Below are 21,160 nucleotides of genomic sequence, written 5' to 3'. Positions count from 1 at the left end.
ATTGTCTCGGCGAAATTCTACTTCCGATATGCCAGCTTTTTAGGAAAATCCAGCAGTGCATTCAACTCCACGGGTGTATGCTTCTGGCCATGCGCACACGTGTGGTTGTATTAGGAGCCGGATTCGGCGGCCTTGAATTGACGACTGCTCTTTCTGAAGCTTTGGGAGACAAGATCGACATCGTCTTGATCGACAAGAATGATGCCTTCGTATTCGGATTCTCAAAGCTCGACGTCATGTTTGGTCGACACCTGCCCTCAGAAGTACGCCATCCCTATAGCCAGATCCTGAAGCCCGGCGTGCGCTTCTTTCAGACCACCGTGCGATCGATCGATCCAGCATCGAAAATTGTCGTCACAGACGCCCAGACATTCGAAGCGGACTACCTGGTAGTCGCTCTCGGAGCGGACTATGACATCGCCGCCACGCCCGGCCTCGCCGAAGGCGGCAACGAGTTCTATTCCCCCGCAGGCGCTTTCGCCTTGCGCGACGTGCTGGCAGAGTTCCGAAGCGGCCACGCTGTCATTGGCGTCACAGGCAAGTCGTTCAAGTGCCCGCCCGCACCCAGTGAAACTGCCCTCATGCTCCATGACTTTCTGCAGTCACGAGGCCTTCGCGACGCCACTCAGATCACTCTCGTAATGCCATTCGGCGTACCGATCCCGCCGTCTCCGGAAACATCGCAGGCTCTGCTCGCAGCCTTTGCAGAACGCGGCATCCGTTTCGTGAAAGACAACCTCGTTGCCAGCCTGGACCCCGCGCGTAAGGTGGCCGTGTTGAGCGGTGGCGAAGAAATTCCTTACGACCTCTTTCTCGGTATACCGGTGCATCGCGTGCCGCAGGTCGTCGTCGAATCCGGCCTGTCCGCCGATCCATTCGCATGGGTGCCGGTGAATAAGCAGACATTGGAGACCAGCTTCCCAGGTGTATACGCCGTTGGCGATGTCAACGGCGTGGGCACACCAAAAGCCGGCATCTTCGCAGAGGGTTCGGCGGCTGTCGTTGCCAAGAGAATCCTCGCCGACCTGACCGGTAGCCCGGCTCCCGATGAGTACGGCGGCAAGGGCGCATGCTACATCGAGTTCGGTGACGAAAAGGTCGCGCGCGTAGACGTCACCTTCCTGCACGGACCGCCAGTAGGCAGCTATCAAGCTCCCTCAGAAGCAATGGCCGCGGAGAAGAGCCTCTTTGGATCAAGCCGCATACAACGCTGGTTCCTCAGCTAGTCGCGCCTAGTTCCCGGACGGCAATACAACATGGTCAACAACAAACGTGCTGACCGGAAGCTTCGCAGGACGAAGACGCAGACCAAGTTGTTCCTGGATTGCAGTCACGATTGGCGGGCTATTTTGATCGGTTGCCGGTGTCCCGCCATCATCGCGTGACCAGGTCAGGTTCAGGTCGTACCTTCCTGTCAGCCCGGTCTGATCCACCACGATGCGTTCCGTCTGTCGCGACAGGACATTCACCAGTGAGGCAATGGGAACAGCGGTAGACGTCATGTCTGCATTCCCGTTGTGATTGTTCGTGTGCAGGCTTCCGGCTCCCAGGCCGTTCGCTCCTCTTTGTCCCGCCTCAATCTTCGACGGCTGGAACCTTGGCCCACCTTTATCCACTACCAGTTCGTAGACGGCAAGCACCTTCGTCTCGCGATGGAATGTCAGCCCGAAGCGTTCCGTCAGAATCGTCTGCTCAATCACGCGCTTCTGATCATTACTGAGCTGCTGAAGTACGGTGGGGTCCGCGTCGAGCACCTTCGCCTTCATATCAAAATGCAGTTCGCTCGCCCATTTGGGGACGCCGAAAAGTTGATCGTCCTTGAGGTCATAGGCGAACAGGACAAGCATCTTCACAGAAAAGTTGGTCGCTGAAAAGTTCCCACCATCAAAATCAATGCTCGGTCGTTCGTCGGAGTTGTTGGGCTTAATGGTGATCACGTCAAATGCAGGCAGCGTCGAATCCGAAGCCGAATGCGCAGACACAGGCGCTGTCGGCTGCGCGTTAGCCTGCCCCATAACCTGCGGCCCCCAAAAGGACAGCGAGGCAACGGCACACATCACAAGCGAAGATCGATACCTACATTCGTTCATCCGCATTTTCCTCACGACGTCCACAGCCGCCCACAAGCCAGCGAATCGCGCTAGTGCGTCATCGCATACGTCACATAATTCGTCGCGATCTTGGCGCCCATGATCGAGTAATCCACCGGATACCGCGGATCATCCAGATACTCCCACGAATCACCCATATCCGAGTTCAGATCGGCCGCCACCATCAGCCGTCCTTTGTCGTCGTAAATCCCCATCCACCGTGCCACATAGCCATCCTTCTTGTGCCCCTCCCGCAGATGTTCCGCACCCACAATCTGCATCCGGTCGTCCAGGTTGAACACGGTATGAAAGATGGGGTCATCATTCGGAATATCCACGAGCTGCCGCTCAGGAAACACCATCTTCATCGTCTTCTCGAAGAAGGCCCGCTCTTCTGCACCATGGCAGCCGTCAGCCATGAAGAATCCGCCGCGAAGGAGGTAATCACGCAGCTTATTAGCCTGCGCCTGGGTCAACTGCCACTCACCAACTTCCACCGCATAAATGAACGGCCAGTTGTAAATCTCGTCGCCATCGTCCGGGTTCACCGACTGCTCCACCGACCGCACATCGATCCGTGTCAGCCGCCGCAGCGTGGCAGCAAGCAAGCGGTCCGCGCGTGGATAATCCTGCGTCCACAGCGAAAGACCCTCCTGCCACGGCCCGGTAAACCGTCCCGTCCGCTGATACCCGTCCAGCGGCCCCCCGGCATACATCAACCGCGCCCACACAAATTCAGCGGGCACATTCCAATCCGGCGGCAGAGGAATACTCAAGCCATACTCGACAGACGGATATTGCCGAAACGCCCGCTGCGCCCACAAAGCGGTGATCAAAACAGCCGGCAGGACAAGCGCGAGAGCCAGTTTCAACCGCATTCTCACCCGCATCCCTCCCAGGGCACTATGAGACGCAAACCGAGTAGCCGTAGCGACAACCCTCAGCACGGCCAATACCGATATCACTTAGACGAAGCAACTCATGTCTAGAGCCGCCCGACAGGCCCACTTTACAGGACTGATATGCTTGCCCTGCATTTGTGCCTGCCCTGCATTGTCATTCGATTTTCGGTTTCAACGAGGAGCACATGAAACGAGCGTGGAAGTGGATCGGCGGAACTTTTATCGTTTTGTGCGTTCTCGTGGCTCTCGCGGGGTTCCTGCTCTTTCACGTCGTCCGAAGAAACGTTGAATCGCGGTCGCCTGGGCTCATCGCTGTATCACTGCCAGCGCCGGACCTCGCGTTCCAAACATTCGATGGGCACGAGCGGCACCTCAGCGACTACAAAGGAAAGGTGATCTTTCTCGATCTCTGGGGAACATGGTGCATACAGTGTGTAGCAGAAATGCCCACGGTGCAGGCACTCTACGACCGATACAAGAATGATCCAGAGGTAGTCTTTCTAATCGTCTCCCGGTTGGATACGCCACAACGCGTGGAACACTATGCGCGACTCGGCCACTACTCCTTGCCGTTCTTCGTAACGCGAGATGAAGACATTCCGCCGTCAATGTACTTTCACCAATACCCGGCAACATTTCTCTATTCGAAAGACGGCAGAATTGCCGCCCAGCATGCAGGGGGAGCTGATTGGAACGATCCAAGTGTTTCCGCTTTCATTGATGGACTGAAGAGCCGCGCAAAGTAGCTCGTAACAAGTAGAGACAAAACGCCTTCAGACGAAGGAGCTCATGCCTACAGCCGCCGACAAGCCAACTTCCCGCGATCAGGCTCCGACCATACTTTCAGCAAGACAGTAATGAACTCCCGGTTTGCCATCGCGAAATGCACCCAGACAAGCCGCTGCGATCACAGGAGCAGGATTGATCCGCATCTTCTTCGGAACAAGCGGCCCCAGGAGACTCATCAATCGCAGACCCACGCTTTCCATGAAGCGTGACTCCTCTCGTTCACCTTCGATCAGGCCAGGGCGAACGATGGTGAGCGATGGGAATCCCACGCGCTCAATCTCTCTTTCCACTTCGCCCTTCGTCTTCGAATAAAAGATGGAAGAATTGGCATTCGCCGTACTCGCCGTGACCAGAACAAACGTTCCTACGTCATGCTCACGCGCAGACTTCGCAAACGATAAAGGCAACTGGTAGTCCACTTCTCGAAATGCCTCTTTCGAACCGGCCTTCGCGATCGTCGTCCCTAACGCACAGATCACGCCGTCGATTCCATCTGGGAACCCGTCCGATAAAAATGAACCCAATGAATCAGCGACAGGGTTTCTCAGCTTCGGATGCGGCGCCAACGCACGACGCGTTGGCGCCACCACGCTGGTTACAGTCGGATCCGCAAGTGCCTGCGCCAATACGTTTTTCCCCACCAGACCAGTAGCACCAAGCAAAAGCAGATTCATCGCTGTCCTCTCACTTCACCATGCCTCCGAAATCCTGAGACATTCTAGACCCGTGATCAGTCCCGATAAACACTCTTCTCGTCAGCCGTCGATCAATGATGACAAGCAAACTTCTCGGCACAGAACTTTCCGATTAACCCATCTCATCCGGCTATGGAGCAGGTGAGAGCTCGCACTGGAATGCCCATCCGCCGTTATATTCCGTAACTGCGACGAGCAGTTCATTCGCCCCCGCGTTGAGATGGATCGGTGCTTCGTCATTAAGACCAAAGGTGCCAAGCGAGTCATTGCTGCGATAGGACAGAGCATTCTTGCCCGAAAAAATCTGCTTGCCGTTCAGGTAGACAACGATATCGTCGCTATAGCCAATCTTGAGTATCTTGTCTTGCGCCTTCGCCGATCGGATATCAGTACGTGCGAACACGACCTTTGCTCCCTTCACGCGCCCTTTCAGCATCTCGTCACGAGACGGCATCGGAAACATCGCCGGGCTGGTTCGATACCGATTGACCAGAACAAATCCGGGATCTTCCGCGTACACCTTTTCCCATCGACCGGCTAAATTCGGATACTTGTCCGCAGCAACCTCGCTCGTATCGTATGCGGGCGACAGTTCCCAATCGGACAACAGACCTGCACGCTCATAGCGCGGCAACTTGGACACGGGCTTTGGATCAGGATCACGACGATAGCTTAGATTGCTGAAATATCCACCTCCACCAAGCGCCCATAAAGCAATTCCGCCCTCATTGGGCTCCCTGCGCAGGTTCGTCACTTCCAGCGTCGGATCATTGCTTCCGTTCATAAAAAGTTTGCAGGATCGGCCCTGCACAACGATCTTGATATGGAACCATTCACTCTTCGGAATGTGTGCGCTGGCCTTTTCATGGGTGGAGTTGAGAAGTTGCCAGACCGCGTCGCCATTAAGTCGCGGCGTATATTGCACCGCCTCCACCGTGTCAGAAGCTCCTGGTCGCAAATAGATGACCTCCATATTTGCTTCGGATTCGACCCTGAACCCCACGCCAAGAAAGAAGCTGTCCGGCTTGGTCGCCATATCAAACTCAAATGTCCCATCGCGGAACGACACTCCTCGGACGTTTAGAAATCCTGAGGGAAGAAAAACTGCGCGACGCCCAAGAAAATCTCCAAACTGAGCACCCTTCTCGGACGATCCCGACTGTGCGGCATCAATCTCAAAGCTCGCCGGAGTGGTTGGGATTGCAATGGATTGAGCGTGTAAAGCAGAGATGAAACATCCAACTAAAATTACGGCTTCGATGACGTAGGACCAGTAACTTGGTCGGCCTTGGGTTGCTCTGAAATGCATGAATGAACCTCTAAAAGCAAAAATTTAGGAGTAGAGGCAGAGTGGAGTTCCCATGTAAAGCAAGCAGTACTTCTCGCACAAGATGGACCAGACATAGTGCCTCCCTCTGGAGATAACCAGAATTGCCGCACTTTATTCCCGATCAATTTCTGAGAAGAGAGACGTTCAAGAATTGAGAACGATAGACGCGATTCTCGGAAGCTGAGAATACTTGCGAAAGCCAACTTTATCAGGGGCCGCTCTATGCTTCCGACGGCTTCTGTGGCGCCGCCATCATCATGACTTTGCGCACACAGTTTCGCCCTTCAGACTTGGCCATATAGAGGGCTTTGTCGGCAGAGAGTAGAAGCGATTCGGGCATTCGGATCGCACCTCCTGCGCGTGCAAGCGCAGTGGCGACGCCGAAGCTTGCCGTAACCTTGCTGCCTCCTTCGGGATTGCCTCCGTGCTCGATACCCAGGTTCTCGATGGCGTTTCGCACTGCTTCCGCGACGATCACTGCTTCTTGAGAATCGGTAGAGGGCAAGATGATCGCAATCTCTTCACCGCCATAACGCGCGACCACATCGCCGTCTCGAACCGCAGACTTTACCGCAGCGCCGACCACGCGCAAACAGTCATCGCCAGCCAGATGGCCGTACTCGTCATTGAATTTCTTGAAGTGGTCGATGTCGAGCAACACCAGAGAGAACTGCGAGCTCTCTGCAAGAACACGGCTCCACTGCCGTTCAAGCTCGGCATCAAAGGCACGCCGATTGGAGAGGCCGGTCAGACCGTCCGTCATCGCCATAGCAAGAAGCTAGTCCTCAAGCTTCTTCCGTTCGGTGAGATCTCGAGCGATCAGGATCATTTCCTTCGGTTGGCCCGTTTCAGGATCTTCGATCATTCGTGCGCTGACCTCCATCCACATCAGCGAACCATTCTTATGAAAGAAGCGCACCGCCACATTGGAAGGTTCCGCACCCGGCTTGCTCAGCTCTTCAATGTGTTTGCGGACAATGACCAGATCGTCGGCGAACACTGCAGACGAAGGATGCAGGCCAATGAACTCTTCCGGTGCTTTGCCAAGCAAACGAATGGAAGAAGGCGAGACGTACGTAAACTTCGGTGTGAAGTCGCAGCGGAAGATCATGTCCGCGCTGTTCTCAGTGAGGAACTTGAAGGATTGCTCTTCGTAATCAGTCATCAGACGTCTCGATACGAAGCACTGTAACACCATGGCACGGAGAAATTCACGGAGAGGTACGACGAGTCCTGAGAAATGCCGATGTCTTTGTTAAGCGGTAGGTCCCGAAACGGAACGCCATAGGCTCCGTCTACCTATCGGACACGCTCTCTTGGCGAACGGCTGAAGTGGAATCTCTTGCGTAGAAATCTTCTCAAACTGTATCGCCAGTCCTGGAATGCCCAGGTGTACTTAAAGAACATCCTCTTGGGCCTGGCACGTTCGCGGACAGGTATTCCGAGCGATGTAGCTTGCTCGAAGCTTATGTTGATAGCGAACGAGCTACCCTGTTCAAGGCCGCGACGCAAGTCAACCAGTGAAGTTTTACGCAGCCGCCCCCGTGCATACCTGAGCATTGACTTAGACGAGGAGAACTGAAGCGCCCAACACCGAGATGGCACTTCCATACGAAACCGGCTATCCGTTTGGAACGCAATGACATCAACACGAATGAGTGGAATCTTTTCCTGAAGCGTTGAAGACGGGAGTGACATCGTCATAGGTCCAGTGATCTGACATCTTCAGGCCCCTGTGAGGTCACCGAAACGTGAGGGGGCATGTTCCGTCCTCGACACGATTGAAGCAGAAGCATGGTTCTCACCTCATATCGATATTTCGGAACGTTCCGAAACAGCGCTCGTTTGCTTTAGCGTTTGAACATTCTCACACCAGACGAACTGTCGTACAACTCCACGTTCGTCTAGAGGAGAAACCCGAATGGACTAGAGACGAGAAGGGTCAGCATAGTGTAGGCCAATCGGAAATGCACCAACGATCGGAATGCACTGAGACGACCAGATTTTGGGGTTCGAGATGCTGAATGGAACGAACCTGGAACGTCGTCTCAACGGATTCACGCAAGTTCATAGAAACGCCGTTGCGGGAAATCAGCCCAAACGACTTCTATCGCTTGGAGAAGTCCCAACTTGAAGAACTAGCCATCCACCTCAAACAACAACTCCACCATCACCGGCGCGTGCAGCGGCATGCTTGCAACGCCCATGATCTTTCGCACGGAAAGCCCCTTGTCTCCAAAGACATCCAGCAGCAATTGCGATGCTCCATCCGCAATCCTCGGCTGCATCGCCACGAACTCATCCGTCGTAGCAAGGTAAACCTCGGTTTTCAGAACCCTCACAATACGATCCAAAGATCCAAGATGCTCACGAACCGCCGCAAGGGAATTCAACGCCGCAAGCCTCGCAGCCTTCCGTCCATCGATAAGGTCAATCTCCTTACCAAGCGTGCCGGTGTACTGCAGCTTTCCTGCAACAACGGGAAGCGTTCCTGTCACATAAACCAGGCGTCCGCTCTGAACGGTTTCGGTGTAGGCCCCCAGCGGTTGCGGCGCTGGAGGCATATCGATCCCAAGTTCAACGATTCTCTTTTCCGCTGAAACGATCTCGGCGTTCATACGATTACCAGCTTCCAACGTGCGAACCGCCATCAACATGCAGAACTTCGCCCGTAACGTTCTTCGCCTCGGTCAGATACACAACAGCATCTGCAATATCCTGCGAGGAAGAAATCGTCCCCATCGGCGACAGCGTCTTGAGAAAGTCCTTCGGATTGTTCGCGTGCATGGGCGTATCCACAATGCCGGGAGCAACAGCGTTGAAACGAATATGCTGCTTCGCGTATTCGCTTGCTAGGTTCAGCAGCGCTGCGGTCACGCCGCCCTTCGTAATCATCGCCACAGAAGCGCCGATCGCCGCATTCGGGTTAGCAACCATAGAAGTAGTGATACCAGTGACGCTACCGCCCTTACCCTGAGCCAGCATCTGCTTCACTGCAAACTGCGTAACGTAGAGGAAGCCTTCAACATTGGTCGACACCAGCGACTTAAAGTCTTCAGCGGTGTAATCGACAAAGGGCTTCGAGATAAAGATGCCAGCGTTAGCCACAAGATGATCCACTGAACCGAAGCGCGAAACCGCCGTTTCCACCACAGCCTTAGCGGTTGCTTCCTGAGCAATATCCCCATCAACGAGCGCCAGATTCTCTGACGGCGCAAAGCCAGCCTGGCTCACATTCCGCGACGTCGCCACAACGTTATAGCCCTGCTTCAAAAATGAATGAACGACAGCTGCTCCAATACCCTGCGAGCCTCCCGTCACGATAACTGTTCCTTTGCTTGCCATGATCAACTCCTGTGAGTGCATTTGCGTGCGGACACAGCAGCGATTCATGGAGACTCACACATCGTTCAGTCATCCGAAGCGCTTGCAGCGTTCGTACTGGACACTAGATGAGAGAACAGGGCAGTAGCGCGTCACGAGATTTTCTGAGAGCTACTATCGAAAAACACGATAGCTCCTGCGGCTATCCATCAAGGTTCGAAGAAGCGCGACTAAGCAACAGAAACGCCTCAAGCGCACTGCGATTGGAACTATCAGCCCTGCGAATGAAAACCGTTTCCACCTGCGCCATTGCTGCTGGAAGCTCATGCACAGCCACAGCCGCATCCTTCCACGATGCAGCAAGAATTTCCTTCGGCAGTACGGTGATGCCGATACCCGATTGCACAAAGCTACGAATCGCATCGAACGAAGCCAGCGGAAGCACCTGATGCTTGATGCCATAGCCACTGAGTACGTTGTTGATCAACTCACCATAGGAACAACCCTCAGCAAGCACAATCGCCTTAACCTCCTGCGCGCTACGAAGATCGTCAATGCTTCGCGTAGACGCTTGAGTGACCAGCGCCAACTCCTCACGAAACATAGGCTCCTCGGTGAGCAACGGGTTTGCCACAGGCCCAGCAACAAACGCTCCATCCAAACTCTGATCGACCACCTGCCGTATCAACTCCGAACTGTTACCCGTCGTCACAGTTAATGAAACCGCAGGATATCGCTTGGCATAAGCAGCAAGCACCGACGGCAAACGAAATGAAACAGTAGGCTCCGTCGAACCGATGCGCAACGTTCCTTTAGGAACACCGTCTTCCTTCACAGCCGCAACAGCCTCTTGAAACAGAGCATCAATGCGGCCCGAGTACGAAAGCAGACGCTCTCCCGCCTCGCTCAATCTAACGCCGCGACTATGACGCACAAAGAGAGATACACCCAGCTCATCTTCCAGCTGACGTATACGCGCCGTCACACTCGACTGAACCATGTGAAGCGCAGCAGCCGCACGATTCATACTTCCGTGCTTCGCAACAGAGTTCAATATCCTTAGATCATCGATATCCACTCGCTCGCCACGCTCCCGTTGCAAGGATAATCCTCGGAGCAACACCTGCGTCGTGTCGCGCGGCATATCGTCAAACGCGAACCAGAACAATGTCTCCACAAGAAAGTGACGTTGTCTTGCTATAGTCAGCTGGTCGGGGGCGAAGCGCTTGAAACGGATCGCTGCTCTGCTCGAAGTACTCGGGGTCTACCTTGCGGCAGGCGCGCTTGAAGATCGCCTGATCGACCTGCTCACCCGTTTCCACATAGTTTCCATTTCGAATCCCTTCGCACTGCTCACCAACCACACCACGAACGCCGATCTCTTGCTCGCCAGCCGCCGCTTACTGCTCATCTGGCTTCTCCAATACGGATCGTACTTCGCGCTCATCGTCCCGTTGAACTGGTGGTATCGACGTCGCGGCCCCACGGCGTACGGACTCACGCGAGCCGGTCACTCCATGAAGTGGCTCATTGTTGCGGGCCTCGCCACAGCGTGTCTTTGTGAATGGCCAGTACTCATCCTGTCGTTGGTCGATGTCGTTCACCCTCTCGGCGCCATGGCTCCCTGGCGACAAGCCTTCTTCGACACCTCATGGCAACGATGGCAATTTTGGCTGTTCGCCGGCATATCCAGTTACGCAGTGGTCCCGGTTCTGGAGGAGCTGCTCTTCCGGGGCTACTACCAGCGACGTCTTGCGGAAGATTGGGGCAACGCTCCAGCCATCCTGGGTACGTCCTGCCTATTTGTCTTTGCACATAAGCAGTACCTCATTCCGAATGCTTACAACGTAGGAATGGTGCTCAGTCTGTTGTGCCTTGCTATCGGGCTCGGAGTTGTTTTCGCATACACACGGTCATTGATCCCATCCATGATTGCCCACGCAATCATCAACGTACCTCTCACGCCCAAATACCAAATTGCTCTGCTGGCCATATTCGCAGTGGGTTTGTTGATCTTCTCTCGAACGGGTCTTCAAGTGGTCAAACGAATCTTCGGCAATCCGCCTCTCGCTTCGTGCATGCTTCTCGCCTTTGTGGGCGCGCTATACGTAGTCGCGGCACAGCACTTCGCCGCTATGACTACGCTCTCTATTGTCTTGTTGGTGGTAGCGATTGGTCTTGAATGGACGATACGAAAGCGAAGCTCAACCCACCAGACGTGACTGTCGCCACACAGCGCTGCCTTCGTTGAAACCACTCAATCTGAATCGCACCACGCAGAGGTAAATCTGATGGAAGCCGTTTGGGAGTTTTACCACTCGATGGAATGCAATGCGCCGCGAGAGTTTTGCTGGAACGATGGAGCTTGCCATATCCAAAAAGCGAGCTGCGGTTCCATACCAATAATTCCATCGCGCCCACATCGTGTGGGTCCATAATCATTTGCATGGAAATAACCGTCGAGGAAACCGGACTAGAGGTCCTCGACTTGAGGACCGACAAAGCATTTGCCTCCAGGCACCTGAATACTCGTGACATTGAAGCGCAGATGGCTGGTCTTCAACGCCTCTCCAAAGCCCTGGTCGATCATCCGGAAACCATCCTGCAGGAACTAGTGAGTTCCGCAGTCGACCTTTGCGGTGCAGACAGCGCTGGTATCAGCATTCAGAGAGAAGATGGCAGCGATCTGGCATATTGGCATTGGATCGCCACCGCCGGTGCCTATTCAGGCTTTCTGAACGCGATCTTGCCGCGCGAACCAAGCGCATGTGGTCTCTGTCTCAAGCGCGGTCACGCCCAACACTTCACGGTATCGAAGAAGTTCTTCGACATCCTTGGCGTGGAAGCTCCGCTTGTAACGGATGGCATCCTTCTTCCATGGACTACGGAAGATACAAGAGGAACGATCTTCGTCATGGCGCACGGTCGAACTGAAGCGTTCGATGAGACGGATGCGCGCTTGATGACCATGCTCGCTGACTTCGCGGCCATGGGTTATCGGCACCAAAAGCAACAGGCACGACTGATTGCGCAGGAGAGAGCAGCAGCAGCCGCATATGTTGCCAATGAGCTTGCCCATAAGATCAACAACCCGCTGCAGAGCATGACCAACGCCGCGTTTCTAATCGCGAACGGCTCATCGGACTGCGATCAAAAAGCTCTGGGCGAGGGGCTCTCCAACGACATCCAGCGTCTCTCGGGTCTGGTGAAGGAACTTCTCTCCCTTCCTCTGGGAACGTCCCATCCGGGTTGAGCAATCGCTTTCGACAGGCGTACCAATTCCTATCAACCGGATCGCATCCGAAGATCAGGTTCAATGGCATCCAGGAAACAGCGCCAGAAAGTCGCTGTCAAGCCCCCAAACCACGTAACCACAAGAAACCAAAAGAAATACAGTTGGCATGGTATTTCCGCCAAATCACTAAAATAGAAGTAGTGCCGGTTAGGGCCACGCTCAGTGTGGCCCTAACTCCTTTAGAAAGACGATTTTGCCCCTAACCCCAATCAGAAGACGATTTTAGGGGATACCCCAACCGTAACTCCCACAATAAGACGATTTTGCGAAATGATAGGGGGAGGGGTCACCCACACCATGCCGCAGACCATTGCTGAACTGAACTCGAAATTCGCCATCCGCGATCACATCACCTTCACTGAAGACGAGCCCGGCCTGCCGAAGATGCGCATCGCCACAGCCGCTTCGGACGCCACGCTCTATCTCTACGGCGCACACCTCACGCAGTGGACACCGCGTGGCGGCAATCCCGTGCTGTACTTGTCGCCCAAGTCGCCTCTCACAGCAGGCAAGCCTATCCGTGGTGGCATTCCTGTCCTCTTCCCGTGGTTCGGACCGCGCTGGAACGCCTCCGAATACGACGCGGCACACGGCACCACCTCGCCCATGCACGGCTTCGCCCGCACCACAGTCTGGACCGTCGATCGCGTCCACCTCGATCCCACCGGCGAAGTAGAGGTCACCCTCTCGCTGCCCGAAGACGAGCAGGCAAAGGCATTCGGCTTTCCCGACTTCCACGCCACGCTGGAGTTCCGCATCGGTAAGGAGTTGCACATGACGCTCTCCGTCACCAACCGCAGCAAGGAAGCCGTGCCGTTCGAAGAGGGCTTCCACACCTACTTCGCCATCGGCAACATCCACGCAGTACGCGTGCTGGGCCTGCGCGGCAGCACATACATCGACAAGCGCGACAACCTCACCCGCAAGGTGCAGCGTGAGACGGAACTGGCCTTCAGCCGCGACGTGGACCAGCTCCACGTGAACACCAGCGAGCCGCTCATCCTGCAGGATCCCGCAAACCACCGCGCCATCCACATCCTCAAGACCGGTTCGCACAGCACCGTGGTGTGGAATCCCTGGACGGTACTCACGCCCAACTTCCCGGATCTGGCCGAGGATAGCTGGGAGCACTTCGCCTGCGTAGAGGTAGTGAACGCAGCCGACGACCGCATCACCTTGGAACCCGGTGCCACCCACGGCATGGCCATGGCCATCTCCGTCACATCGCTGTAAATTTTCATCTTCCGCACGGATAACAAACCACTCACAGGCGAAGTCTCTTCTCACACCAAGGGAGACTTCGCCTGTATGCGTTTTACGCTGACAGCCGCATTGTTCTGCACGATCGGAATCACAGCCGCAGCACAAACCGTTCCCATGCCGGAAGTCACGCTGGAACCGCACGACGGAAAAACCCACTTCTACCTTGGCGAACCCATCCGTCTCGATGTGGTCTACCGCAACAACAGCGGAACTCCCATGATGCTTAACGGGACGGACTATGGCGACTTGTCGGACAAGGTAAGCATCACGCCCGCCGAAGGCTGGATACAGTGGCGAGGCCAAAGCGGCCACGACTATGCCAGTGTGCAGACGCTAACCAGCCATGCCGAACGCGTCCCCATCCGCGTCAACGACGGCTACGTCTTCCGCAAGCCCGGCCATTACACCATCCGCGTCACAGCGGACCGCGTCAGCGGCGGCACCATGGGGAAGTCCACCACCATTCCCCCCACGCTCACCAACGGCGTGGAGATCGACGTGGACGAAATGCCGAAAGGCATGGAAGCCGACATCGTCCGCCAGGTACAGAACGAGGTCGCCAACGCCCCGGCAGGCGTAATGGGACAGCGTATCCGTCAGGCCGCCTTCGCCCGCCTCGCCGCACTGCAGGGTGACGATGCACTGACAGAGAAGGTGCGCCTGATCGTGGCGGAAGACGAGGACTTCCGCAGCTTCATGCCCGTCGCTATGGCCACCACAAGCAACCTGCCACACCAACTGGAACTGCTGCAGGCTGCATGGCGCAACCCTGCTAATCCACCGCGTTGGGACGAACCCTCAGCCATGGACGAAACCCGCCGCCTCATCGCCAACCTGCCACTGCAAGGCTGGCAGATGGTCGTGATGCCCAGGAAGCCCACCGAAGCGGAGCAGCAACTCATAGCCGCCCATAACCGCGACATGGAAGACTTGCTAACCTCCATGCCGCAACGCACCGGAGAAAGCCGCACCACTGGAGCCTATTACCTACTGGAGTTCCCCGGCCTGACGGAGGCGGAGAAGCAGCAGGCACACGAATACGCCGTGGAAGAGTTCCCCCACATGAACAACATCATGCAGGGCATGCTCCTCCAGACAGCGCACCCACCTCTGCGCGACCCGCGCCTGATCCCCGCACTGAAGGCCACGCTGGACAAGACACCGGCAGACCGCGAACCCGTCATCGCCGCACTGGAACTCACCGCCGGTGACGAGCAGAAGCAGATACTCGTGCACGCCATATGCGCGCCCGGATATCCCCTCCAACTCACGTCACTCGCAGCATGGCACGGTGACCGCCTGCAGGAAGTAGACACCTGCCTCGCCGAGCAGCTGAAGTCATCACCGGGGAACCGCGGCGCCCTCTGGAATGCCAAGGCTGTCCTTGCCGCTCGCTACGCCACTCCGCCCATCCTGCCCCAGATCAAGGCTGGATGGAATGCCAACGCCCAGGACGGCACCATGATTGCCGTGCTGATGCGCATGGCCCCTGCCGAAGCCGTCACCATGCTGGACCATACCACCAACCCAAACAGCCTCCCCTTCTACCCGGCAGAGACCATCTACAACGCACTCCACCAACCCTACCCACCCCAGGTACTGGCATGGCTCCGCCAACACCTCACCGCCACGTCGGTAATGGGAGAACAACGTAGTCTCGCTTATCAGTTAGCGAATCATGGCGAAGCGACAGATGAAGCATTGATTGAGAAACGGCTCACTGATCTTCGCAAGGCATGGGCACCACGCGCTTCAGAGGTGGAGGCCACCAGAGACTGGCGCACCGAAGCAGGTGAAGCCCGCGCCACAGAGCGCGACCTGATGAGCAGCCTGCACAATGCCACCGTCTGGAAGCTATCGCCAGACAAACTGCGAGCGCTAGCCGCTGGATGCATGAGCAAGGAATGCCGTCGCGCCGCGAATGCGCACATCGACCACTAAGGCCGCGATACGATAACCGTTGAGGACTCGCATGCCCGACGCACAAGCACAACAGGCCGCCAAACTTGCAGCCGCCAAGGCCGCTCTCCGCTTCATCGAACCCGGCATGGTCGTAGGCCTGGGTTCCGGCTCCACCGCAACCCTCTTCATCCAGTTGCTGGGTGAGAAGGTGCAGCAGGGCCTCGACATCAAGGGCATCGCATCCTCGGAAGACAGTGAAGTGCTGGGCCGCAAGCTCGGCATTCCCATCACCGACTTCGATCACCACAGCACCATCGACGTCGCTGTGGACGGAGCCGACGAAGTAGCCCCAGGCCTTGCACTGATCAAGGGCGGAGGCGGCAAGCTGCTGCGCGAGAAGATCGTCGCCAGTGCCTGCAAGCGTTTCATTATCGTGGCCGACGACAGCAAGCTTGTGAAGCAGCTCGGCGCATTCCCTCTACCCGTGGAGGTCATCCCCATGGCCGTTCCGCTGGTGACAGAAAAACTGAGCGATCTAGGATTCACACCGAAGATCCGACAGGACAAATCCGGCAACGGCCCCTACATCACCGACGAAGGCAACATCCTCCTCGACTGCTCCTCCAGCGGTATCGCTGATCCTGAAGTGACAGCCGCAGAGATCCGCAGCATCATCGGCGTGGTGGAACATGGCTTGTTCCTCAACATGGCAGAACGTGTTCTGCTCGCAGGTGCCGACGGCAGCGTCCGCGAACTCACCGTGGAAGACTACCCCGCCGCATGAGCACGACGAAGCCAATCATCCTTGCCAGTGCATCACCACGTCGCCGTGAGTTGCTGACCCAGATCGGGGTCGACTTCACTGTGATCACTGCGGATATCGACGAGACACCGCTGCCCAGCGAAGACCATCGCACCTACACGCTTCGACTGGCCGAAGAAAAAGCACGCGCTGTACTTGTGAATCATCCGGACAGCATTGTCATCGGCGCTGACACGACCGTTACTTTGCATGGTGAACTTCTTGGCAAGCCACGCGACGCAGAAGATGCAAAACGTATGCTGACTCTGCTGCAAGACAACACACACGAGGTCACTACAAGCATTGCTGTGCTCACAACAGAAGAAACGCTGACCGCAGTAGAAACAACGCGCGTCACCTTTACCGCGATCACTGCTGAGCAAATTGCCGGATACATCGCCAGCGGGGAACCGATGGACAAGGCTGGAGCGTATGCGATTCAGGGCATCGCCGCGCAATGGATACCTCGCATTGAAGGCGACTATTTCAATGTTGTGGGTCTGCCACTCGCGGCCCTTGCCAGTCTGTTGCGAAAAGCGAAGTAAAAGTTTGTGACAAGACTGGGCGATCGCCTTGCCTCATGCGTATCGCATGATGGAGGTTCGAATCTGCATGATGCATCTGTCAGAACTTGGAGAACGCATCTGCATTCTGGGGCCGTCGAACAGCGGCAAATCCACGCTCGCTGACGCGATTGCACGCAGGTCCGGCTCGAAGGCGATCCATCTGGATCAGCTTCACCATCTCCCGAATACAAATTGGGTGCCTCGACCCGCGAAGGAGTTCGTCGCGTTACATGACGAAGCGATCACGGGTGAACGATGGGTGATCGACGGAAACTACTCGAAGCTCTTTCCCCAACGCTTTCAACGTGCAACAGGCGTAATTCTTTTGGATATCTCCACACTGACAAGCCTGTTTCGCTATCTCCGCAGAACAATCTTTGAACGTAGCCGAATCGGTGCGTTGGCTGGTGGGCAAGACAGCATCAAGTTGGCCATGCTGCATCACATCGCAGTCGTCACACCCGGAAACCGAAAGCGCTATGCGGAGGTGTATCGGCAACTCGTTTTGCCGAAGCTCTATCTGCCATCCACTCGCGACCTGAATAAGTGCTATCAAGAGTGGGGACTAGAGCGCACACCGCGTCATGCAGATGACTCCACCTCATAGATCTAAGGCCAATGCAATATCGCTAGAAACGAAAGAGCCTCCGTTTCCGGAGGCTCTTTGCTTGATTCGGTGATGATGATTAGTTCATCGTCACGCCGCCGCGGAGCTTCTCTTCCTTCTTCTGCTCGTTGATCTTGCGTGCGCCCATCGCGTCCTGGCTGGCCTTTTCGGCATTCGCCACAGCAGCCTTCACCGCAGCAGGATCACCGCAAAGAATGTCGGCCTGACGGCGATACACCAGGTTCAGGTACTGGAAAGCATCATCGTACGTCGGATTGATTGCAATGGCCTGCTTCAGATGATCCAGGCCGTCGTTCACAAGGTCCGTGTTCTTCGCCTTGATCTTCTCGCAGGTGGCCTTGCTCATCTTCGGGTTGCCGGCGCCATCGTCAGTCAGACCGTCAGCAGCGAGCAACTGGCGAGCATTGTCATAGGCTTCAACCCAGTCCACGAAACCGATGGTGTAATGCGCCTCGGCGTCCTTCGGGTCAACCTGGATGACATCCTTTTCGTATTGCTTTGCTTCCGGATACTTCTTGATGTTGCGATAGATGGAAGCAAGCTGCTGCAGGGAAACCTTGTCTCCCGGATGATCGTTCAGATAAGCCTTGAAACCGTCGATCGCCTTGTTGGCAATCTTCATGTTGTTGTCGTCCAACAGATTCGGCACAACCTGGTAGGAATACGCGGTCGCCAGGTACAGCTTGGCGGTGTCGTATGTCGGATCGTACTCGATGGCCTTTTCAAATGCGTTGGTCGCCTGCTCATACTGCGCATTCTTGAACGCCGCGACGCCCTTGGTAAGTTGGTCGCGAGCCTTCAGCTTGGCGCAGCCAGTCAGCATTCCAAGCGACAGCAGAAGAGCGGCCGTGGCGGATACACGTGCGTTAGCTTTCATTGAGCGAATGATCTCCTTCAAATGCCGCATACGAGCAAAGTGAGTCGGTAAAGACGCAGGAGCCGAAGGGGCAACGCGTGGAGTGATTGTACCCGCAGAGAAAGACTACTGGCCAGATGAGAGGAACGAATTTCGGTCACAAGAAAACGCCATGACACGCGACAAATTCCTTTTGCTTCTGTCACACAGCCTTGCGGAGCCAAGGGAGCAAGAGAAAACTTAAAACGATTGACCAGGCCGGGAATCTCGCTTTCTTAAGGGGCGAAATATTCCCTGTCCGGAGGACAACGAAAACACAGGCGGTACTCAGGTATATATCAGAAAACGAGCAGAGGGCGATGAAAGTCTCATCGCCCTCTGTCGAATTTCACACTACTTACCGGATTCAACCGCCGGGGTGATGATACCGATGTTGTCAACGCCGGCTGCGTGGCCGTCGTTAATCACCGGAAGCACCTGGCCGAAGTCGAGGTCCTTGTCACCCTTCACGAACATCACCTTGTCATTACGAGCCGAGAAGATGTCCGTCAGACGAGCGGTGAGCTGATCCAGCGCCACCTGATCCTCGTTGATCTTGTAGGAAGGCTGGCCACCTGCGGCCTGGACCTGCACCACAATGGTGCGCTGATCCACTTCCTTATTCATGTCTTCCTTCTTCGGCGGCTGGGGCACAAGTGTGTCCAGGCCGCGTACTGTGTTGGGCTGGATGACCATGAAGATGATCAACAGCACCAGAAGAACGTCGATCAGCGGCGTCACGTTGATATCAGAACGTGCGCCCGAACCGCCTCCGCCTCCCATGCCCATGGTGAATCTCCTGTGTGGCCGCCGAAGCGACCGGTTGATTTACGGTTCCCGTTCGACTCCCGGGGTAATGATACCGATGTTGTCGACACCTGCCTTGCGGCCGCCGTCGATCACCGGGAAAACTGCCCCGAAGTCGAGATCTTTGTCACCCTTCACGAACATGACTCTGTCGTTCCGGGCTTTGAAGATACCGTTCAGCTTCGGCTCAAGATCCGCAAGCTGAACTGCATCCTCATTAATGCTGTATGCCGTTCCACCCTTGCCGTCGGGAAGTATCTGAACGACGACGGTCCTGGGGTTTGTCTCTTCACCGGGATCTTTCGGCGGCTGCGGTGCAAGCGCCTCAAGACCTCGTTGAAGGTTAGGCTGAATCACCATAAAGATGATCAGCAGAACCAGAAGAACATCGATCAACGGAGTCACATTGATCGCGGAACGAGCTCCCTTGCCTTCGCCCGATGCCATTGCCATATCACTACCCTCGCTCGCCGCAATTGTGCGGCCGGTGTACTTCGTTCGGTGCCGTGCGAGAGGCGGATGTGGGTGTTACGAGCCGGTCACGAAGGCCGGGTTGAAAGTCGTTGTGGTTAGATCAGCGGCTTTTCAGCGATCATGCCCAGCTGGCTTACACCAGCCGCACGGATGCCGTCGATCGCTTCCATGACCTTGCCGTAGTTCGCGCGGATGTCGCCGCGGAAGTAAACGCGCTTGTCGGTCTTGTTTTCGATCTTTTCCGTAATCTTGGGTCCAAGGTCAGCGGACTGTACCTGGTCGCCGCCCAGGAAGGTCTTGCCGTCACGGGTTACCGCAACCACAATTGAGTCTTCCTTGTTAGCGTCTTCCATGACAACTGCGGCCGTTGACGGCGGCAGTTCCACGTTGACCTTGTTGTTCAGCATGGGCGTGACGACCATGAAGATGATCAGGAGCACCAGCATAACGTCCACCATGGGAGTTACGTTGATGTCTGAATTTACCTTCTTGCCCTCATCCCGCGTTGCCATTGCCATAGCAGCAACTCCGTCCTATCGGCTGAAGAAAATCGTTGTAGAGCGACCGAGATCCCGGAGTCGCCGGTGGAGGATTTCAGCCCTCCACCGGTCTCGTATCGATCTCGCGTCGACGCTCCGGACTAGCGCTGCGACTGCTTGATGAAGTAGTCGACGAGCTCGGAGGAGCTGTTGTCCATCTCCACGTCGAAGGACTCAACCTTGTTCGTGAAGTAGTTGAAGGCCATAACGGCAGGGATAGCTACAAGCAGACCGAAAGCGGTCGTAACAAGAGCTTCCGAGATACCGCCGGCGACTGCGCCGATACCCGAGGTCTTCTGCGTAGCGATCTGCTGGAAGGCGTGCAGAATGCCGACGACGGTGCCGAACAGACCGATGAACGGTGCGGTGGAACCGATGGTTGCCAGCGAACCCAGACCGCGCTTCAGCTTAGCGTGAACGATAGCTTCCGAACGCTCCAGAGCGCGCTTGGAGGACTCGATCTGCTCGTCGGAGATTGCGCCACCCGAACCGTAGGAGCGGAACTCCTGCAGACCAGCGGTAACAACTTCAGCGAGGTGCGACTTCTTCGAACGGTCAGCAACCTTGATTGCTTCGTCCAGACGTCCGTCCTTCAGAGCACCAGCAACCTTGGGCGCGAATTCACGCGACTGGCTCTTGGCTGCCGAGAAGTAGAGAGCGCGGTCGATCATAACGGCCAGCGACCAGATGGACATGATGAAGAGCAGGCCGACCACAACAAGATCGATCCAACCCATGCTCTTAAGCATGGAGAGAACGGAGAAGCCGCCGGCTGCTGCGCCGCCTTCTTCCTGGAAGAACATGCCGAGGGTGGCGGGTACATGAGCGAATGCTGCTGCTGCGTGAGCGAGAATCACGA

23 protein-coding genes are annotated in these 21,160 nt (G+C 56.0%); 9 read left to right on the top strand and 14 right to left on the bottom strand.

What is annotated here, in order from left to right; all coding sequences use genetic code 11:
- Nucleotides 1-89: 89 nt before the first annotated feature.
- Nucleotides 90-1,226, top strand: coding sequence for an NAD(P)/FAD-dependent oxidoreductase (locus tag BLT38_RS17910; RefSeq protein WP_083347179.1), 1,137 nt, complete (start codon nucleotides 90-92; stop codon nucleotides 1,224-1,226).
- A gap of 6 nt (nucleotides 1,227-1,232) precedes the next feature.
- Here BLT38_RS17910 and BLT38_RS17905 read toward each other — a convergent pair whose 3' ends face one another.
- Both BLT38_RS17905 and BLT38_RS17900 read right to left on the bottom strand, forming a co-directional pair.
- Nucleotides 1,233-2,015, bottom strand: a complete 783-nt coding sequence (locus tag BLT38_RS17905) for a TIGR03435 family protein (protein ID WP_172838336.1) — start codon at nucleotides 2,013-2,015, stop codon at nucleotides 1,233-1,235.
- Nucleotides 2,016-2,140: 125 nt separating this feature from the next.
- On the bottom strand, nucleotides 2,141-2,968 hold the full coding sequence (locus BLT38_RS17900; RefSeq protein WP_083346404.1) for a DUF4159 domain-containing protein: 828 nt from the start codon (nucleotides 2,966-2,968) through the stop codon (nucleotides 2,141-2,143).
- 209 nt (nucleotides 2,969-3,177) lie between these two features.
- Between BLT38_RS17900 and BLT38_RS17895 the strand changes: the two genes are divergently transcribed.
- Nucleotides 3,178-3,738 carry a TlpA family protein disulfide reductase gene (locus BLT38_RS17895; protein ID WP_083346403.1) on the top strand — a complete coding sequence of 187 codons (561 nt, stop codon included), beginning with the start codon at nucleotides 3,178-3,180 and terminating at the stop codon, nucleotides 3,736-3,738.
- A 78-nt stretch (nucleotides 3,739-3,816) separates the two neighbouring features.
- On the opposite strand, the gene BLT38_RS17890 is transcribed toward BLT38_RS17895, so the two are convergent.
- From BLT38_RS17890 to BLT38_RS17860, 7 genes are all read right to left on the bottom strand, one after another.
- The gene (locus BLT38_RS17890) at nucleotides 3,817-4,455 is read right to left on the bottom strand and encodes an NAD(P)H-binding protein (RefSeq protein ID WP_083346402.1); all 639 of its coding nucleotides are present in this window, start codon (nucleotides 4,453-4,455) and stop codon (nucleotides 3,817-3,819) included.
- Nucleotides 4,456-4,606: 151 nt separating this feature from the next.
- Nucleotides 4,607-5,785, bottom strand: a complete 1,179-nt coding sequence (locus BLT38_RS17885) for a family 16 glycoside hydrolase (RefSeq protein WP_156785197.1) — start codon at nucleotides 5,783-5,785, stop codon at nucleotides 4,607-4,609.
- A gap of 241 nt (nucleotides 5,786-6,026) precedes the next feature.
- Entirely contained in the window at nucleotides 6,027-6,575 is a 549-nt protein-coding gene (locus BLT38_RS17880) for a GGDEF domain-containing protein (RefSeq protein WP_083346400.1), read from the bottom strand.
- 9 nt (nucleotides 6,576-6,584) lie between these two features.
- Complete coding sequence (locus BLT38_RS17875) at nucleotides 6,585-6,971, bottom strand: PAS domain-containing protein (protein WP_172838335.1); 387 nt, start codon at nucleotides 6,969-6,971, stop codon at nucleotides 6,585-6,587.
- A 973-nt stretch (nucleotides 6,972-7,944) separates the two neighbouring features.
- Complete coding sequence (locus tag BLT38_RS17870) at nucleotides 7,945-8,424, bottom strand: RidA family protein (RefSeq protein ID WP_083347178.1); 480 nt, start codon at nucleotides 8,422-8,424, stop codon at nucleotides 7,945-7,947.
- Between the two features lie 4 nt (nucleotides 8,425-8,428).
- The gene (locus BLT38_RS17865; RefSeq protein WP_083347177.1) at nucleotides 8,429-9,151 is read right to left on the bottom strand and encodes an SDR family NAD(P)-dependent oxidoreductase; all 723 of its coding nucleotides are present in this window, start codon (nucleotides 9,149-9,151) and stop codon (nucleotides 8,429-8,431) included.
- Between the two features lie 181 nt (nucleotides 9,152-9,332).
- Nucleotides 9,333-10,208, bottom strand: a complete 876-nt coding sequence (locus tag BLT38_RS17860; RefSeq protein ID WP_197674980.1) for a LysR family transcriptional regulator — start codon at nucleotides 10,206-10,208, stop codon at nucleotides 9,333-9,335.
- Nucleotides 10,209-10,356: 148 nt separating this feature from the next.
- On the opposite strand from BLT38_RS17860, the gene BLT38_RS17855 reads away from it, so the two are divergent.
- The 7 genes from BLT38_RS17855 to BLT38_RS17825 all read left to right on the top strand — a co-directional run bounded on the left by BLT38_RS17855 (nucleotide 10,357) and on the right by BLT38_RS17825 (nucleotide 17,565).
- The gene (locus BLT38_RS17855; protein WP_083346398.1) at nucleotides 10,357-11,352 is read left to right on the top strand and encodes a CPBP family intramembrane glutamic endopeptidase; all 996 of its coding nucleotides are present in this window, start codon (nucleotides 10,357-10,359) and stop codon (nucleotides 11,350-11,352) included.
- Nucleotides 11,353-11,618: 266 nt separating this feature from the next.
- Nucleotides 11,619-12,383 carry a GAF domain-containing protein gene (locus tag BLT38_RS17850; protein WP_231966599.1) on the top strand — a complete coding sequence of 255 codons (765 nt, stop codon included), beginning with the start codon at nucleotides 11,619-11,621 and terminating at the stop codon, nucleotides 12,381-12,383.
- A gap of 339 nt (nucleotides 12,384-12,722) precedes the next feature.
- Entirely contained in the window at nucleotides 12,723-13,658 is a 936-nt protein-coding gene (locus BLT38_RS17845; RefSeq protein WP_083346396.1) for a D-hexose-6-phosphate mutarotase, read from the top strand.
- Between the two features lie 75 nt (nucleotides 13,659-13,733).
- Nucleotides 13,734-15,629, top strand: coding sequence for a hypothetical protein (locus tag BLT38_RS17840; RefSeq protein ID WP_083346395.1), 1,896 nt, complete (start codon nucleotides 13,734-13,736; stop codon nucleotides 15,627-15,629).
- Between the two features lie 31 nt (nucleotides 15,630-15,660).
- The gene (rpiA, locus tag BLT38_RS17835) at nucleotides 15,661-16,374 is read left to right on the top strand and encodes a ribose-5-phosphate isomerase RpiA (protein WP_083346394.1); all 714 of its coding nucleotides are present in this window, start codon (nucleotides 15,661-15,663) and stop codon (nucleotides 16,372-16,374) included.
- On the top strand, nucleotides 16,371-16,937 hold the full coding sequence (locus BLT38_RS17830; RefSeq protein WP_083346393.1) for a Maf family protein: 567 nt from the start codon (nucleotides 16,371-16,373) through the stop codon (nucleotides 16,935-16,937). Before rpiA ends, BLT38_RS17830 begins: the two co-directional genes overlap by 4 nt.
- 67 nt (nucleotides 16,938-17,004) lie before the next feature.
- The gene (locus tag BLT38_RS17825) at nucleotides 17,005-17,565 is read left to right on the top strand and encodes an AAA family ATPase (protein WP_231966598.1); all 561 of its coding nucleotides are present in this window, start codon (nucleotides 17,005-17,007) and stop codon (nucleotides 17,563-17,565) included.
- Between the two features lie 79 nt (nucleotides 17,566-17,644).
- On the opposite strand, the gene BLT38_RS17820 is transcribed toward BLT38_RS17825, so the two are convergent.
- The 5 genes from BLT38_RS17820 to BLT38_RS17800 form a co-directional block, all read right to left on the bottom strand.
- Nucleotides 17,645-18,463, bottom strand: a complete 819-nt coding sequence (locus BLT38_RS17820; protein WP_083346392.1) for a tetratricopeptide repeat protein — start codon at nucleotides 18,461-18,463, stop codon at nucleotides 17,645-17,647.
- Between the two features lie 372 nt (nucleotides 18,464-18,835).
- Complete coding sequence (locus tag BLT38_RS17815) at nucleotides 18,836-19,270, bottom strand: biopolymer transporter ExbD (protein WP_083346391.1); 435 nt, start codon at nucleotides 19,268-19,270, stop codon at nucleotides 18,836-18,838.
- A 39-nt stretch (nucleotides 19,271-19,309) separates the two neighbouring features.
- Complete coding sequence (locus BLT38_RS17810) at nucleotides 19,310-19,741, bottom strand: ExbD/TolR family protein (protein ID WP_083346390.1); 432 nt, start codon at nucleotides 19,739-19,741, stop codon at nucleotides 19,310-19,312.
- A gap of 116 nt (nucleotides 19,742-19,857) precedes the next feature.
- Nucleotides 19,858-20,280: an ExbD/TolR family protein gene (locus tag BLT38_RS17805; protein WP_047491391.1), complete on the bottom strand. Its 423-nt coding sequence runs from the start codon at nucleotides 20,278-20,280 to the stop codon at nucleotides 19,858-19,860.
- Between the two features lie 122 nt (nucleotides 20,281-20,402).
- Nucleotides 20,403-21,158, bottom strand: coding sequence for a MotA/TolQ/ExbB proton channel family protein (locus BLT38_RS17800; protein WP_047494591.1), 756 nt, complete (start codon nucleotides 21,156-21,158; stop codon nucleotides 20,403-20,405).
- Nucleotides 21,159-21,160 lie beyond the last annotated feature (2 nt).

The sequence above is a fragment of the Terriglobus roseus genome (genome assembly GCF_900102185.1).
GTDB classification, from domain to species: domain Bacteria; phylum Acidobacteriota; class Terriglobia; order Terriglobales; family Acidobacteriaceae; genus Terriglobus; species Terriglobus roseus_A.
Note: the sequence above shows the minus strand (reverse complement) of the source record. Positions and strands in the feature narration are given on the sequence as shown.